Source organism: Nocardia neocaledoniensis, from assembly GCF_029868625.1.
Classification (GTDB): Bacteria; Actinomycetota; Actinomycetes; order Mycobacteriales; family Mycobacteriaceae; genus Nocardia; species Nocardia neocaledoniensis_A.
In genome coordinates this window covers 25,183-39,926 of record NZ_JARWOJ010000167.1, presented here as the reverse complement: position 1 = coordinate 39,926, position 14,744 = coordinate 25,183, and the positions used below count along the sequence as shown (strand labels likewise).

The 14,744-nt window shown below is 71.4% G+C and carries 14 protein-coding genes and 1 pseudogene; 12 read left to right on the top strand and 3 right to left on the bottom strand.

The annotated features are described in order from the left end of the window. Positions 1 to 36 precede the first annotated feature (36 nt). The 4 genes and pseudogenes from infB to QH270_RS12020 all read left to right on the top strand — a co-directional run. Positions 37 to 2,592, top strand: a pseudogene (gene infB, locus QH270_RS12035) (translation initiation factor IF-2); the annotation flags it as partial. 91 nt (positions 2,593 to 2,683) lie between these two features. Beyond that, entirely contained in the window at positions 2,684 to 2,977 is a 294-nt protein-coding gene (locus tag QH270_RS12030; RefSeq protein WP_280340955.1) for a DUF503 domain-containing protein, read from the top strand. A 14-nt stretch (positions 2,978 to 2,991) separates the two neighbouring features. After that, a complete protein-coding gene (gene rbfA, locus QH270_RS12025) occupies positions 2,992 to 3,441 on the top strand; it encodes a 30S ribosome-binding factor RbfA (protein ID WP_232999835.1) in 450 nt (149 codons plus the stop codon). A 113-nt stretch (positions 3,442 to 3,554) separates the two neighbouring features. Further along, entirely contained in the window at positions 3,555 to 4,553 is a 999-nt protein-coding gene (locus tag QH270_RS12020; protein WP_280340945.1) for a DHH family phosphoesterase, read from the top strand. A 110-nt stretch (positions 4,554 to 4,663) separates the two neighbouring features. Here QH270_RS12020 and QH270_RS12015 read toward each other — a convergent pair whose 3' ends face one another. Next, on the bottom strand, positions 4,664 to 6,004 hold the full coding sequence (locus QH270_RS12015) for an MFS transporter (RefSeq protein ID WP_280340943.1): 1,341 nt from the start codon (positions 6,002 to 6,004) through the stop codon (positions 4,664 to 4,666). 451 nt (positions 6,005 to 6,455) lie between these two features. Here QH270_RS12015 and QH270_RS12010 point away from each other — a divergent pair, with 451 nt between their 5' ends. Together QH270_RS12010 and QH270_RS12005 are read left to right on the top strand one after the other, a co-directional pair. Continuing rightward, positions 6,456 to 7,802 (top strand): MATE family efflux transporter, encoded by a 1,347-nt coding sequence (locus QH270_RS12010; protein WP_280340941.1) that lies wholly within the window; start codon positions 6,456 to 6,458, stop codon positions 7,800 to 7,802. 102 nt (positions 7,803 to 7,904) lie between these two features. Then, on the top strand, positions 7,905 to 9,035 hold the full coding sequence (locus QH270_RS12005; protein WP_280340938.1) for a lipase family protein: 1,131 nt from the start codon (positions 7,905 to 7,907) through the stop codon (positions 9,033 to 9,035). Positions 9,036 to 9,040: 5 nt separating this feature from the next. Here QH270_RS12005 and QH270_RS12000 read toward each other — a convergent pair whose 3' ends face one another. Then, entirely contained in the window at positions 9,041 to 9,364 is a 324-nt protein-coding gene (locus tag QH270_RS12000; protein WP_280340953.1) for a putative quinol monooxygenase, read from the bottom strand. 71 nt (positions 9,365 to 9,435) lie between these two features. On the opposite strand from QH270_RS12000, the gene QH270_RS11995 reads away from it, so the two are divergent. The 6 genes from QH270_RS11995 to QH270_RS11970 all read left to right on the top strand — a co-directional run bounded on the left by QH270_RS11995 (position 9,436) and on the right by QH270_RS11970 (position 13,912). After that, positions 9,436 to 9,732, top strand: a complete 297-nt coding sequence (locus tag QH270_RS11995) for an ArsR/SmtB family transcription factor (RefSeq protein ID WP_280340935.1) — start codon at positions 9,436 to 9,438, stop codon at positions 9,730 to 9,732. Positions 9,733 to 9,805: 73 nt separating this feature from the next. Beyond that, complete coding sequence (locus tag QH270_RS11990) at positions 9,806 to 10,747, top strand: metallophosphoesterase family protein (protein WP_432420345.1); 942 nt, start codon at positions 9,806 to 9,808, stop codon at positions 10,745 to 10,747. Positions 10,748 to 10,796: 49 nt separating this feature from the next. Next, a complete protein-coding gene (gene npt / locus QH270_RS11985) occupies positions 10,797 to 11,468 on the top strand; it encodes a 4'-phosphopantetheinyl transferase Npt (protein WP_432420344.1) in 672 nt (223 codons plus the stop codon). Beyond that, positions 11,468 to 12,394, top strand: a complete 927-nt coding sequence (gene truB, locus QH270_RS11980) for a tRNA pseudouridine(55) synthase TruB (RefSeq protein ID WP_280340928.1) — start codon at positions 11,468 to 11,470, stop codon at positions 12,392 to 12,394. The genes npt and truB overlap by 1 nt, the downstream gene beginning before the upstream one ends. A 200-nt stretch (positions 12,395 to 12,594) precedes the next feature. Continuing rightward, positions 12,595 to 13,017, top strand: coding sequence for an EF-hand domain-containing protein (locus QH270_RS11975; RefSeq protein WP_280340926.1), 423 nt, complete (start codon positions 12,595 to 12,597; stop codon positions 13,015 to 13,017). A 94-nt stretch (positions 13,018 to 13,111) separates the two neighbouring features. After that, positions 13,112 to 13,912, top strand: coding sequence for a hypothetical protein (locus QH270_RS11970; RefSeq protein ID WP_280340924.1), 801 nt, complete (start codon positions 13,112 to 13,114; stop codon positions 13,910 to 13,912). Between the two features lie 6 nt (positions 13,913 to 13,918). Here QH270_RS11970 and QH270_RS11965 read toward each other — a convergent pair whose 3' ends face one another. Then, positions 13,919 to 14,686, bottom strand: coding sequence for a metal-dependent transcriptional regulator (locus QH270_RS11965; RefSeq protein ID WP_280340921.1), 768 nt, complete (start codon positions 14,684 to 14,686; stop codon positions 13,919 to 13,921). Positions 14,687 to 14,744 lie beyond the last annotated feature (58 nt).

Here is a 14,744-nt window from a genome sequence, read left to right as displayed (position 1 = left end):
CTGGGGGGCGGGTTTTTGTTTATATGACACTGGCCGGCCACCCCGGGCCGGCGCCCGGCCCCGGGCGCCCCGCGCCCGGGTCAGCCGCGTCCGGGTCAGCCGGCGCCCGGCGCCCAGGCGCCGCGTCCCGCCGGTCCCGGTCCCAAGCCGGGCCCGAAGACTCCGCGTGTCGGCAACAACCCGTTCAGCTCCGCGCCCGATCGTGAGCGTCCCGCGCCGCGTCCGGCCCCGCAGGGCGGCCCGCGTCCGACGCCGGGTCAGGGCGGTCCCCGCCCGGCTCCCGGCCAGGGCGGTCCCCGTCCCACCCCCGGTCAGGGCGGTCCCCGCCCCGGTCAGGGCCAGGGTGGCCCGCGTCCGGCCGCCGCGCAGGGCGGTGCCCCGCGTCCCGGTGGTCCGCGTCCCACCCCGGGTTCGATGCCCCCGCGGCCGAACCCCGGTGCCATGCCCCAGCGCTCCGCGCGTCCGGGTCCGGCGGCCGGTGGCCGTCCGGGTCGTCCGGGCGGTGCGCCCGGTGGTGCCGGTCGTCCCGGTGGCGGCGGCGGTGGCGGCTACCGCGGTGGCGGTGGCGGTGCTCCCGGTGCCGGTCAGGGTGCCGGTGCGCCCGCGGCCGGTGGTTTCCGTGGTCGTCCCGGTGGCGGCGGCGGTCGTCCGGGTGGTCCCGGTGGCCGTGGTGGCGCGGCCGGTGCGTTCGGTCGTCCCGGTGGCGCTCCGCGTCGTGGCCGTAAGTCGAAGCGGGCGAAGCGCGCCGAATACGAGAACATGCAGGCGCCCGCCGTCGGTGGCGTGCGGCTGCCCCGCGGCAACGGCGAGATCATCCGGCTCGCCCGCGGCGCGTCGCTGTCGGACTTCGCCGAGAAGATCGACGCGAACCCGGCCGCTCTTGTGCAGGCGCTGTTCAACCTCGGCGAGATGGTCACCGCGACCCAGTCGGTGAACGACGAGACCCTCGAGCTGCTCGGCAGCGAGATGAACTACGTCGTGCACGTCGTCAGCCCCGAGGACGAGGACCGCGAGCTGCTGGAATCGTTCGACCTCACCTACGGCGAGGACGCCGGCGGCGAGGACGACCTCGAGCAGCGTCCGCCGGTGGTGACCGTCATGGGTCACGTCGACCACGGTAAGACCCGACTGCTGGACACGATCCGTAAGGCCAACGTCCGTGAGGGCGAGGCCGGTGGCATCACCCAGCACATCGGTGCCTACCAGGTGCTGACCGATCTCAACGGCGACGAGCGCCTGATCACCTTCATCGACACCCCGGGTCACGAGGCGTTCACCGCCATGCGTGCCCGTGGCGCGAAGGCCACCGACATCGCGATCCTCGTGGTCGCGGCCGACGACGGCGTCATGCCGCAGACGGTGGAAGCGATCAACCACGCCCAGGCGGCCGACGTGCCGATCGTGGTGGCGGTCAACAAGATCGACAAGGAAGGCGCGAACCCGGACAAGATCCGGCAGCAGCTGACCGAGTACGGCCTGGTGACCGAGGAGTACGGCGGCGACACCATGTTCGTCGACATCTCCGCCAAGCAGGGCACCAACATCGACGCGCTGCTGGAAGCGGTCCTGCTGACCGCCGACGCCTCGCTCGACCTGCGGGCCAACCCGGACATGGACGCCCAGGGTGTTGCCATCGAGGCGCACCTCGACCGCGGCCGTGGCCCCGTGGCCACCGTGCTCATCCAGCGCGGCACGCTGCGCGTCGGCGACTCGATCGTGGCGGGCGACGCCTACGGTCGCGTGCGCCGCATGGTCGACGAGCACGGCGACGACGTCGAGGCGGCCCTGCCGTCGCGGCCCGTCCAGGTCGTCGGTTTCACCTCGGTGCCCGGCGCCGGTGACAACCTGCTCGTCGTCGACGAGGACCGGATCGCTCGCCAGATCGCCGACCGCCGCAATGCGCGCAAGCGCAACGCACTGGCCGCGCGCAGCCGCAAGCGGATCAGCCTGGAAGATCTGGATGCCGCCCTGAAGGAGACTTCGGAGCTCAACCTGATTCTCAAGGGCGACAACTCCGGTACGGTCGAGGCCCTCGAAGAGGCCCTGCTCGGCATCGAGATCGACGACGAGGTGCGTCTGCGCGTCATCGACCGCGGTGTCGGTGGCGTCACCGAGACCAACGTCAACCTGGCGTCGGCCTCGAACGCGATCATCATCGGCTTCAACGTCCGTGCGGAGGGCAAGGCCACCGAGCTGGCCAACCGCGAGGGCGTCGACATCCGGTACTACTCGGTGATCTACCAGGCCATCGACGAGATCGAGAAGGCCCTCAAGGGCATGCTCAAGCCGATCTACGAAGAGGTCGAGCTGGGCCGGGCGGAGATCCGCGCGATCTTCCGTTCGTCGAAGGTCGGCAACATCGCCGGTTGCATGGTCCTGTCGGGTTCGGTCAAGCGCAACGCCAAGGCGCGCCTGATCCGCGACGGCCGGGTGATCGCCGAGACGATGACCATCTCCTCGCTCAAGCGGGAGAAGGACGACGCCACCGAGGTGCGCGAAGGTTACGAGTGCGGTATGACCGTGACCTACAACGACATCAAGGACGGCGACATCATCGAGGCCTACGAGCTGCGCGAGAAGCCGCGCGACTGATATCGCACACCGTTCCGCACGCCGCATCCGACACTTCGGGTGCGGCGTGCGGTCATGCGGGCGAATCCCATCTACCAGGAGGTGAGCACCGCTGTACATCGGTGCGCTCGAATTCGATCTACTGCTCGGTGACGTGCACTCGCTGAAGGAGAAGCGGTCGGTGATCCGCCCGATCCTGGCCGAGCTGCAGAAGCGTTACGCGGTGAACGCCGCCGAGGCCGGAGATCAGGACCTGCACCGCCGGGCGCTGCTCGGCGTGGCCATGGTCAGTGCGGAAACCGGGCACCTGAACGAGGTGCTCGACAAGTGTGAGCGGCACGTCGCCGCCCGTCCGGAGTTACAGTTGCTGGCAGTACGCCGCCGGATCTTCGGACCCGAAGACTAGAGGGAGGTACAGCCATGGTGGATCAAGCCAGGGCACGCCGACTCGCCAAGCGGATTTCCTCGATCGTGGCCACCGCGATCGAGTACGAGATCAAGGATCCGCGGCTGCGGTTCGTCACCGTCACCGATGCCAAGGTGACCGGCGACCTGCGTGAGGCGACGGTGTTCTACACGGTGATGGGCGAGACGCTCGACACCGAACCCGACTACGCGGCCGCGGCCGCCGGTCTGGACGCGGCCAAGGGCGTGCTGCGGTCCAAGGTGGGTGCGGGAACCGGCGTGAAGTTCACGCCGATCCTGTCGTTCACGCTGGACACGGTGCCCGACGCGGCGCGCGAGATGGAGGAACTGCTGGCCAGGGCGCGCGCCATCGACGACGAGGTCGCCAAGGTCGCGGCCAACGCCACCCACGCCGGTGAGGCGGACCCGTACAAGTCCGATCGCGACGACGACGGCGACGAGTAGCCCGGCATGAGCGGTCAGGGCCCGGCGTCGGTGGTCGGTGTGGCTACGCGGCGTGCCCGGGCATGCCTGCGCGCGTGGCCGGTAGCTCGTGTGGCCTGCCGAATCGATCCCGCATGACGAGCGTGCGCGACGCGACCGTCCTGGACGCGGCCGTCGCCGTGCTGGCGGCGGCGCGTTCGGTGACGGTGCTGTGTCACGTGCAGCCCGATGCCGACACCATCGGCTCCGGGCTGGCCCTGGCGCTGGCGCTGGACCGGCGCGGCGTGCCGGTGACGGTGTCGTTCGCCGAGCCGGCCGAGCTGCCCGCTTCGCTGCGCACCCTGCCCGGCATCGAACACCTGGTGCCCGCCGCCGAGGTGCCGCTCGAGGTCGACCTGCTGATCGTGGTCGATTGCGGTGCCCGCAGCAGGCTCGGTGCGCTCGCCGACCGGTTACCCGGTGCGTCGTCCACGCTGGTGATCGACCATCACCGCGCCAACGAAGGCTTCGGCACCGTCGACCTGATCGACGAGACCGCCGCCTCGACGACCGAACTCGTCACCCGGCTGCTCGACGCGTGGGGCGTGCCGATCGACGCGGAGATCGCGCACTGCCTGTTCGCGGGTCTGGTCACCGATACCGGCTCGTTCCGGTGGGCCCGGCCCGGGTCGCACGGGCTGGCCGAGCGGCTGCTCGCCACCGGTATCGACGGCACCGAGATCACCCGCGTGCTGCTCGACACCCATCCGTTCTCGTGGTTGCCGATGCTGTCGAAGGTCCTCGCCTCGGCCGTGGTCGTGCCCTCGGCCGCCGGAGTCGGGCTGGTGTACGCGCTCGTGCGCGCGGCCGACACCCACGATGTCGGCCCGGAGGAGGTGGAGAGCGTGATCGACGTCGTCCGCACCACCTCGGAGGCGGGCATCGCGGCCGTCTTCAAGGAGTCCCGCGGGCAGAACGACCGCTGGACCGTGTCCCTGCGCTCGCGTGATTCGGCGCCGGGCGCGGGCGACGGCGTCGACGTCGCCGCGGTCGCAGGCACGTTCGGCGGCGGCGGCCACCGCTTCGCCGCGGGCTACACCACGTACGGGAGCGCAGGCGATGTGGTGCGCGCGCTGATCGCCGTCCTGGGCTGACGGGCGGATTCTCCGCGAGCGTGTCGGGCTTCCCGAGCGGCGGGCGCTGGATCCGGTCGGTGCCCGCGACGAGATGCGTGACCACGGCCGGGGCGCGATCGACGTGACGATCAGCTCATCGGGACCGGTTCGGGCCGCAGCAGCCGGACCATGGGCACGCCGAGAAGCGTTGCCGCCCCGCACAATCCGAAGGCCAGTGCCGGAAGGTCGACCAGCAGACCGGTGGCGCCGGCGACGACCAGACCGCCGAGGTTGCCCGACATCCAGATCAGACCAGCCGCCGTACCCTCCGCCGTCCCGGTGTGCCGTTCGGCCATGGCGAGCACGATCGGCAGCGCGGGCAGCAGCGTGAGACCGATCAGGACGAAGGCCAGGAAACCGGTAGCGAGACCGGGCGCCACGGCGACGAGCAGACAGGCGAGGGCGCTGGCCGTGAGCCCGACCATGACCGCGGGCAGTTCGGCGCCGCGCCGCAGCACGGCCACCGGCACGACCGCACATCCCAGCACGCCCGCCACGACATTGATCAGCAGGGCGACACTCGCGGCGTCGGCGCTCACGCCGGCCGGTTCGAGCAGCGCCTGGCCGTAGGTGGCGAGGGCGACGAAGGTGCCGAAGGGGAAGAACACCGCGGCGCACAGCCGGCGCACGTAGCGGTCGCGCAGGGTCGCACGCAGGACCGTCAGCGGGGAGCCCACGCCCGCCGCCGTACCGCCGAACGCGTCCGTGCCGGGGACAGCGGGCGCGCCCTGTGCGGAGTCGGAGCCCGGTGCGGGATCGGCCGACTCACCAGGGGCGAAATTCGCCGCGGCGAGGCTGCCGGTGGTGAGCTGCGCGGCTGCGGCCGAGTCGGCGCTCACGGCGGGGAGTACGGCCGGGGATCGGCCTTCGGACATTCGCCCGGCCCGCAGTAGTTCGAGCGTGAGCAGCACGGCCGCCACGGTCGCGAATCCGGCGCCGAGTGCGGTCAGTGTCCCCAGCTGATGCTCGCCGGGGAAGATCGCGCCGAGGACGAAGGCCGCGGCCATACCCGCGAAGGTACTGGCAGTACCGACGGCGATCCCGGTGGCCCGGTCCTTCTCGCCGAGGTAGTGCCCGGCGATCCCCGTGATCGCGTTGAGCACGAGCGGCTGGGCCACCGCGACGACGGTTTGTCCGAGCAGCGCCACGGCGAATCCGTCGTGCAGCAGGCGCAGATCGGCGCCGATTGCGGTCAGGACCGCGCCCGCGATCAGCGCGGGCCGGAACCAGCGGTCGAGCAGGACGCCCGCGGGCACCGCCAGGACCACGTAGAGCAGCGGGAACATGTTCGCCAGCCAGCCCACGGCGGCTTCGGAGACGCCGAAGTGCGCGGCGGCCACCGTGGTCACCGGCGCGTAGGTGAGCCACACCAGCTGGGTGGCCGCGCCGACCAGGGCGAACGCCGTGATCAGTCGCCATCGATTCGCCATCGTCGTGTCCTCGGTGCGTCGGTGTCCGCCGGATCGCCCGGCGAGGCCGGGCGGACCGAAGCTGGGCGAGTGACCAATAGTGCCGCTTCGCCGCCCCTCGCGCACGACTTCGCCCGAATCGGACAGTCGTGTGCATGCCGACCAGCCGCGGGCACGCTCGCGTTGCCGGGCTGGACCTGATCCCGTGCGCCGTGGCGGTGGGTAGCGGGCGCACCGTCTTCCGGCCGCCGCGCACCCGCTTCGCCCAGCCCAGCCCCGATCGGGCCGGCGACGCCCGGAGGCCGGTCGCCAGAGGGCATCGCCCACGCGACGCCGACCAGGCCCGCAGCGTGCCGAGCGCGAACAGCACGCTTGTGGCCCTGTCAGGTCGCGGTGCCGACTTCACGTCGGTGCCATATGCGACCATCGGCGGACGCGGCGCGGAAGGCGCTCCGAGACGGGAGGGACGGGCGTGAGTGCCACGGTTGATCGGGAGGCCGAGGTCGGGCCGCGGCGGATTCTCGGGATCGCGTTGCCGACGCTCGGCGTGCTGGTGGCCGAACCGCTGTATCTGCTGTTCGACATGGCGATCATCGGTCGGCTGGGGGCGTTGGCGCTGGCCGGTCTCGCGGTCGGTGGCGTGATCGTCGGGACGGTGAGCACGCAGCTCACCTTCCTGTCCTACGGCACGACGGCGCGGGCCGCGCGCAGGCACGGCGCGGGGGACCGGGCCGGTGCGGTCGAGGAGGGCATCCAGGCCAGCTGGGTGGGACTCGCGATCGGAGTGCTGATCCTGGTGGTCGTGCAGGTGTTCGCGGGGCCGCTGTGCGCGGCGATCGCCGGAGGAGGCGAGATCGCCGGGGAAGCGCTGATCTGGGTGCGGATCGCCCTGTTCGGGGTGCCGCTGATCCTGCTGTCGATGGCGGGCAACGGCTGGATGCGCGGCGTCCAGGATGTGCGCAGGCCGCTGATGTACGTGGTCGCGGGCCTGGCCCTCTCGGCGCTGCTGTGCCCCGTACTGGTGTACGGGTTGCTCGGCGCGCCGCGCCTGGAACTCGCGGGCTCGGCGGTGGCCAATGTGGCCGGTCAGCTCGTCTCGGGTGGTCTGTTCGTGTACGCGCTCCTGCGGGAACGGGTGTCGTTACGGCCACGCCCTTCCGTGATGCGGGCGCAGTTGGTGCTCGGCCGCGATCTCATCGTGCGCAGCCTCTCGTTCCAGGTGTGCTTCGTCTCGGCGGCCTCGGTGGCCGCGCGCTTCGGCGCGGCCTCGGTCGCCGCCCATCAGCTGGTGCTGCAGCTGTGGAATTTCCTGGCACTGACGCTGGATTCGCTGGCGATCGCCGCGCAGACACTCGTCGGGGCGGCGCTCGGCGGGGGCAACGCGCGCGCCGCCAAGGGGATCGCGCGCCGCGTCACCGGCTGGTCGGAGATCTTCGCCCTGCTCCTGGCCGCGGCCTTCGCCGCGGGCGCCGGCGTGATCCCGTTGCTGTTCACCGGCGACGCCCAGGTCCTCGACCGCACCCACGTCATCTGGTGGTTCTTCGTCGCCATGATCCCGGTGGCGGGCGCGGTCTTCGCCCTCGACGGCGTGCTGCTCGGCGCGGGCGACGCCGCCTTCCTGCGCACCGCCACCCTCGCCGCCGCCCTGGTCGGATTCCTGCCGCTGATCTGGCTCTCGCTCGTCTTCGACTGGGGCGTGGCGGGCATCTGGTCCGGACTGGTCGCGTTCATGCTGCTGCGCCTGCTCGCGGTGGTCGCCAGAGCCCGCTCCGGCCGCTGGGCAAGGGTCGGCGCCGACGTCCCGCGCGGCGCGGCGTAGAAAGTGGCGCTCGTCACACCCGGGGCCTCGATCGCCCGGGCGCACTACCGTCGGAACGGTCGACTTCGAGCCGGTGATGGAGGCGGAGCAGTGCGTGGCGTGATGTCCAGGGGTATCGGTCTGCGGTTGGTGACGGGCGCCGCGGTCCTGCTGGCGGGGGCCGGGATCGGTGTTCCCGCGGCGCAAGCGGCACCCGAGGGCGCCGGCGCGCTGCTCGGGCACCTCGAACAGCCCGCCGGATGGGGTGACTGGTCGCGCGCGGCGATCGTCGACTACCGCACCGAGGGGCCCACCGGCGGACTCATCAACGGCGCCGGGCTCGTCCTGCTGCCGGACACGCCCGCGCCCGCGGGCGGCTATCCGATCGTCGCGTGGGACCACGGCACCAGCGGCCTCGGCCCGCAGTGCGGCATCACCACGAACAAGGCGGTGCACGAGCGCCCGCTGCTGCAATCGTTCCTGGACCGGGGCTGGGCCGTGGTCGCGCCGGACTACCTCGGGCTGTCCGCCGGATCCGACACCGTGCACCCGTACCTGCACACCCGCACCGAGGCCACGGCCACGATCGACCTCGTCCGCGCCGCCCGCGCGGCGGAACCGGGCCTGTCGAAGACCTGGGCCGTGGTCGGCGGCTCGCAGGGCGGGCACGCCGCGCTCGGCACCGGCAATCTTGCCGGGGACTACGCGCCGGAACTGGATTTCCGCGGCACCGTCGCCCTGGCGCCGGAATCGAACTTCGAGCAGATCCTGTCCCGGCTCGACCCACGCGTCCCGAATCTGCCGATCGTCGACGAGCTGGTCGGCCCGTTCGCCGGCATCCTCGCCGGACTGCGCGCGACCCGCCCCGACCTGGACGTGAACGGCCTGCTCAGCCCGCGCGGCCGCGCGGTCGTCGACGCGATCGCCACCAGCTGCGTCGAGGATTTCGGCGACGTGGTCGACGGCGCGTCGATCGGCTCGCTGCTGGCGCGCCCGGTGGAGGCCGAGGGCGTCGGCGCGGCCCTGCGCGATTACATGGTGGTGCCCACCGTCGGCTATCGGCAGCCGATCCTGATCGTGCACGGCGCCGCCGACACGGTGGTCCCACTGCCGATGAGCTACGCCCTGCTCGCCCAGATGCGGGCCTCGGGGACGGCGGTGGAGTTCGGCCAGTACCCCGGCGGCCATCCCGAGATCGACGCGCAGGCCCGGCCGCGCGTGCTGTCCTTCGTCGCCGGCCTGTTCGACGCCTGATCCCCTCAGCGCGGATACGGGCTGAGCATGTCGATGAAGCGGATGTCGAGGTCGCGGCTCAGGTAGTCCATGCGCGACTCCCAGAACTCGCGCATGTGCGGCAGCGCGAGGTGCTCGTCCAGATCCGCGCGGCTGCGCCACACCTCGTAGAACGCGAACACCGACGGGTCGGCGCTGTCGACATGGACGTGGTACTCGAGGCAGCCTCCTCGGCGCGGGTGGGTTCGACGAACGAGAGCAGCAGTTCGCGGAGTTCGTCGCGGCGTTCGGGCTTGGGGTGCGCGAAGCCCATCAGGGCGAAGGTATCGGTCACGAGAGCTCCTAGGTATGGTCGTCGTCGTACCTGCCCGACCGTAAAGGTCCGGTAGGTATGATGCAAGTCGTACCTAACGGAGGTGTCATGGCGGAAGAACCCGAACTGGAATTGGGCACGGTTCTGGCCGCACTCGCCGATCCGTTGCGCCGCCGGGTGATCACCCTGCTGGCACTGGACCACACCGACGGCGACCGCAGCTGCTCCTCCTTCGACCTCCCGGTGACGAAGGCGACGCGCACCCACCATTTCCGGGTGCTGCGCCAGGCGGGTCTGGTTCGGCAGATCGACTACGGCAACCGCAGCACCGTCGCCCTGCGCCGCGCCGACCTCGACGCCCGCTTCCCCGGACTGTTGGACCTGCTCGTCGCCGAAGGGGCGTGACACGGCCGCAACGGCGACCCACGGCCGGTCCCGCGCGCGGGTGTGCCACTGTGGACAGGTGATTCCGAAGTTGATGGCGGTCAGTGATGTGCACGTGGGACATCAGGGCAACAAGCCGGTCGTGGAGCAGATCCAGCCGGATTCGCCGGAGGATTGGCTGATCGTCGCCGGTGACGTGGGCGAGAAGGCCGACGAGGTCCGGTGGGCGCTGGATCTGCTGCGGCAACGATTCGCCAAGGTCATCTGGGTGCCGGGCAACCACGAGCTGTGGACCACGCCCAAGGACCCGGTGCAGATGCACGGCGCCGCCCGCTACGAGTACCTCGTGGCGATGTGCCGCGACCTCGACGTCGTCACCCCCGAGGACCCGTTCCCGGTGTGGACCGGCTCCGGCGCCGAGCGGTACGGCGGCCGCGTCACCATCGCGCCGATGTTCCTGCTCTACGACTACTCGTGGCTGCCCGCGGGCACCTCGACCAAGACCGAGGGCCTGGCCGTGGCGCGCGAGCGCAATGTGGTCGCGACCGACGAGTTCCTGCTGGCCCCTGACCCGTACCTGACCCGGGACGCCTGGTGCCACGCCCGCGTGCAGTACACCCAGCGCCGTCTCGACGCGCTGGAGCCGGACACTCCGCTGGTCATGGTGAACCACTTCCCGTTGGTCCGCCAGCCCACCGACATCCTGTTCTACCCCGAGTTCTCGCTGTGGTGCGGCACCGATCTCACCGCCGACTGGCACACCAGCTACAACGTGGTGTGCTCGGTCTACGGTCATCTGCACATCCCGCGCACGACCTACTACGACGGTGTCCGGTTCGAGGAGGTCTCCCTCGGCTATCCGCGCGAATGGAAGCGCCGCGGCATGCCCGAGCCGCTGCTGCGGCAGATCCTGCCCGAACCGGTCTACGCCGAGGGCGATCTCAACTCCTGGGGCGGGCACTTCCGCGTGACCCCGGAGATGGAGGCCGCCGCGGCGGAGATGCGGGCCAAGGCCGACCGGAGGCGCGGGCTGTGACAGCGATTTGCCTCGGGCATCGACGACTGATTTGGTGAGGACCATGGGCTTGCTCGACAACATTCTGCCGTCCGGGGTGGCCGCCGCGGAGCTGCTGGCGTATCCCGACGACCTGAAGGCGCACCCGGCCGAAGAGCACCTCATCGCGAAGTCGGTCGAGAAGCGCCGTCGCGATTTCATCGGTGCCAGGCACTGCGCCCGGCTCGCGCTCGAGCAGCTCGGTGAACCGCCCGTGGCGATCGGCAAGGGGGAGCGCGGGATGCCGCTGTTCCCGCGCGGCGTGGTCGGCAGTCTCACCCACTGCGACGGCTACCGGGCCGCCGCGATGGCGCACGCGCTGCGCTTCCGCTCGGTCGGTATCGACGCCGAACCGCACGGCGAACTCCCCGAGGGCGTGCTCGATTCGGTGAGCCTGCCCGCCGAACGGGACTGGCTGGCGAGCGCGCCCGGCGAGGGCCTGCACCTCGATCGGCTGCTGTTCTGCGCCAAGGAGGCCACCTACAAGGCGTGGTTCCCGCTGACGCTGCGCTGGCTCGGCTTCGAGGACGCGCACATCACCTTCGAGATCGATTCGCGCACCGCCGATTCCGGTTCCGGCACCTTCCACACCGAACTGCTCGTCCCCGGGACGACGAACGACGGCGGCACCCCGCTCACCGCGTTCGACGGCCGCTGGCTGATCGCCGACGGGCTGATCCTGACCGCGATCGCGCACGGCTGATGGCCGCGCGCACGCCCGCGGTCGGGCAGCTGGGCGGACTGGTGATCGTCGACAAGGACGGCGGCTGGACCAGCCACGATGTGGTGGCACGGAGCCGGAAGTTGTTGCGCACCAAGAAGGTCGGACACGCGGGCACCCTGGATCCGATGGCGACCGGGGTACTCGTGCTCGGCGTGGAGCGGGCGACGAAGCTGCTCGGTCAGCTGATCCTCACCAGCAAGGCCTACACCGCGACCATCCGGCTGGGACAGTCCACGATCACCGATGACGCCGAGGGTGAGGTCGTCGCGACCACGCCGGCCGGGCACGTCACCGATGAGCGGATCGCGGCCGGCGTCGCCGCGCTGACCGGCGACATCGAGCAGGTTCCCGCCACGGTCAGCGCCATCAAGGTCGACGGGGAACGCGCCTACGCGCGCGCCCGCGCCGGGGAGGACGTCCAGCTGGCGGCCCGTCCGGTCACGGTGTCGCGCTTCCAGGTGCTGGCCCGTCGCGACGTCGGCGATTTCGTCGACCTGGACGTCGAGGTCGACTGCTCCTCGGGCACCTATATCCGCGCGCTGGCCCGCGACCTGGGCGCCGCACTCGGCGTCGGCGGCCACCTGACCGCGTTGCGCCGCACCAGGGTCGGCCCGTTCACCCTCGAACACGCCCGTACCCTCGACGAACTCGCCGCTGCCGCCGAAGCCGACCAGCCCCTGCTCAGCCTCGACATCGACACCGCGGTCCGCACCGCCTTCCCGCACCGCGACATCGACGCCACCCAGGCCGACGACCTGCGCAACGGCCGCTGGCTCGACCCCGTCGGCATCAAGGGCGTCTACGCCGCCATCGACCCCGCCGGCCGCGCCATCGCCCTGCTCGAGGAGAGCGGCAAACGCGCGTCCTCGGTCATGGTGGTCCGCCCGCAGGGCATCGGCGACTGACTTCGCGGACGGCCCTGTGCGCCACGGTCTTCGGAGCGTCGACATCGGCTGCCCGAGCGCGCCGCCGGGTACTCGCCGGTCAGCCCGCCTGGAAAGCGCTGCGCGGGAAGGGAAGAACCACCCGCGGCGGCCGGAAACGTAGAGTTGTGGCGACGGTCGTCGATGCGGACTTCGCCGACCGTGGGGAAAGGGAGTACGCGATGAGTGCGGAACCGGTGGATACGTTCGCGCTGTGGGACCGGGACGGGGACGGGCAGGTCTCGGTGGACGACATCGTGGCCGGGATTCGCGCCGCGGGGATCGAGGTGGACCGGGACGCGGTCGAACGGATGGTCGCGGCGGCCGATACCGACGGTGACCACCTGGTCTCCCGGGCCGAGTTCGACGCCGCGGTGGTCGCGGGGCGGATCGAGGTCACCGATGCCGATGCCGCGTTCCGGGTGTTCGACGTGAACGGCGACGGGCGCATCTCGGTCAGCGAACTGGATTCCCTGATCCGTCATGTCGGTGGCGGGCTCATCGAGGAATCGGCGGGCGCCCTGCTCACCGCGGCGGACCAGGACGGCGACGGGCATCTGTCGCTGCCGGAGTTCCGCGTGCTGCTGGACTTCCTGTCCCGCTGAGCGCTCCCCGTCAGGGCCCCTGGACCAGCGCTAACGCGCGTCCCGCCCCGGGCGATAGCCGTGACGTATGGCTGTCGTTTCCGAGGGGTGAGCCATGGCCGCGAGGCAGCAGGTCTGGATCGGGATCATCGCCGGGGTGACGCTGCTGCTCGCGGCGTGCGCCACCGACGATCCGAGATCGCCCGCGGCACCGAGCCGGGCGGGGACCACGACCACCACCGTCGTCACCGCGCCGCTGGCCGCGCCACCGACCGGGGCGCCCGCCACCGTCGCGCCGGTGGATCAGACGCCCACCCGCGTCACCACTCCGGCCCCGCCCGGGCCGCCGCCCACTCCCGCGACCGGCACCATCGCGCTGCGCACCGAGACCCTGTCGGGCGTGCCCGTCCCCGACGTCCCGGTGTGGATCGGCCTGCGCCAACCGTGCGACCCGGCCGGGCACGACATCCCCGTCGGCGAGACCACCGAGACACAGCGCCAGGAAGCCGTCACCGACGCCGATGGGCGAGCCGTCTTCACGGCACCGGTCGGCTGCTACCACTACGGCATGACCGCCCCCGCGGGGACGAACCCGGTCCCGGAGGGCATGCACGCGGCCTTCCTCACCGCGGGCGGGCAGACCGTCCACGGGCAGCTGCGGTTCCAGGACGCGCCCGGCCCGTGCCACCCCGACGGCATCTCCGCCGACCTGGGCCTGCTCGACAACGCCACCGTCGGCTGGTGCGACGGCACCTGGGCGGTGATCTCCTTCGACACCCCGGGCGACAACCAGCGCATCGTGCGCCGTGTCGGCGGCACCTGGACCACCTACGTGCTCTTCCCGCACGAGGTCTGCTGGGGCACCGCCGAAGCCGACGGCGTCCCCGCCGCGCTGCGCGACTACTTCACCTGCTGACCCCGGTCAGGCGGTCAGCCAGATCGCCTCGGCCGCCAGGGTTCCCAGCTCGGTGGGCGCCTCGGCCGTGCCGATCCGCACCGCGATGGTGCCAGCGAAATCGCGCCGCTCCTCGACCGCGATGGTCGTGTCGAGGGCGATGCCGACCGAGTCGAAGTAGCGCAGCATCTCGGGATCGGAATCGGAGATCCGCGCGACCCGCCCGGACTCGCCCGCCGCGAAATCCGACAGCCGCCGGGCCGGGGGCGTGGGGACGGCGCCGTCGACCGAGGGGATCGGGTCACCGTGCGGATCGCGGTCGGGATGGCCGAGTTTCGCGTCGATGCGCGACATCAGCAGCTCCGAGACGGCGTGCTCGAGCACCTCGGCCTCGTCGTGCACCTCGTCCCAGCCGTAGCCGAGTTCGTTCACGAGGAAGGTCTCGATCAGCCGGTGCCTGCGGACCATCGCCACGGCGGCGCGGCGGCCGTGCTCGGTGAGGGTGATGGCGCCGTAGCGCGCGTGCTCGACCAGGCCCTGATCGGAGAGCTTGCGGACCGCCTCGGACACGGTCGAGGCCGACACGCCGATCCGTTCGGCGAGCAATTTGGTCGACACCTTCTCCTGCGACCACTCCTGCGCGGTCCAGATGACCTTCAGATAGTCCTGTGCGACAGCGGACAATTCGGGCGCGAGTGTCGCGGTGGCGGCGAGTTCGGCCTGTTCACCGGGCTGTGTCGACGCTCGGCGGGTGGCGACCTCTCGTTTACCTGGCACATCATTGATGTTAGGCATCCCTGGCCCGAATCACACATCGGCGAACCGGCACGGCGTGGCCGAAACGCTTTGCGTA

Excerpts from the sequence above, each read along its gene's own strand:
- rbfA (WP_232999835.1), top strand. The coding sequence starts at position 2,992 with ATGGTGGATCAAGCCAGGGCACGCCGACTCGCCAAGCGGATTTCCTCG.
- QH270_RS11970 (WP_280340924.1), top strand. The coding sequence starts at position 13,112 with ATGGCCGCGAGGCAGCAGGTCTGGATCGGGATCATCGCCGGGGTGACG.
- QH270_RS11975 (WP_280340926.1), top strand. The coding sequence starts at position 12,595 with ATGAGTGCGGAACCGGTGGATACGTTCGCGCTGTGGGACCGGGACGGG.
- QH270_RS11995 (WP_280340935.1), top strand. The coding sequence starts at position 9,436 with ATGGCGGAAGAACCCGAACTGGAATTGGGCACGGTTCTGGCCGCACTC.
- QH270_RS12020 (WP_280340945.1), top strand. The coding sequence starts at position 3,555 with ATGACGAGCGTGCGCGACGCGACCGTCCTGGACGCGGCCGTCGCCGTG.
- QH270_RS11965 (WP_280340921.1), bottom strand. The coding sequence starts at position 14,686 with ATGCCTAACATCAATGATGTGCCAGGTAAACGAGAGGTCGCCACCCGC.
- QH270_RS12015 (WP_280340943.1), bottom strand. The coding sequence starts at position 6,004 with ATGGCGAATCGATGGCGACTGATCACGGCGTTCGCCCTGGTCGGCGCG.
- QH270_RS12005 (WP_280340938.1), top strand. The coding sequence starts at position 7,905 with ATGTCCAGGGGTATCGGTCTGCGGTTGGTGACGGGCGCCGCGGTCCTG.
- QH270_RS11990 (WP_432420345.1), top strand. The coding sequence starts at position 9,806 with ATGGCGGTCAGTGATGTGCACGTGGGACATCAGGGCAACAAGCCGGTC.
- truB (WP_280340928.1), top strand. The coding sequence starts at position 11,468 with ATGGCCGCGCGCACGCCCGCGGTCGGGCAGCTGGGCGGACTGGTGATC.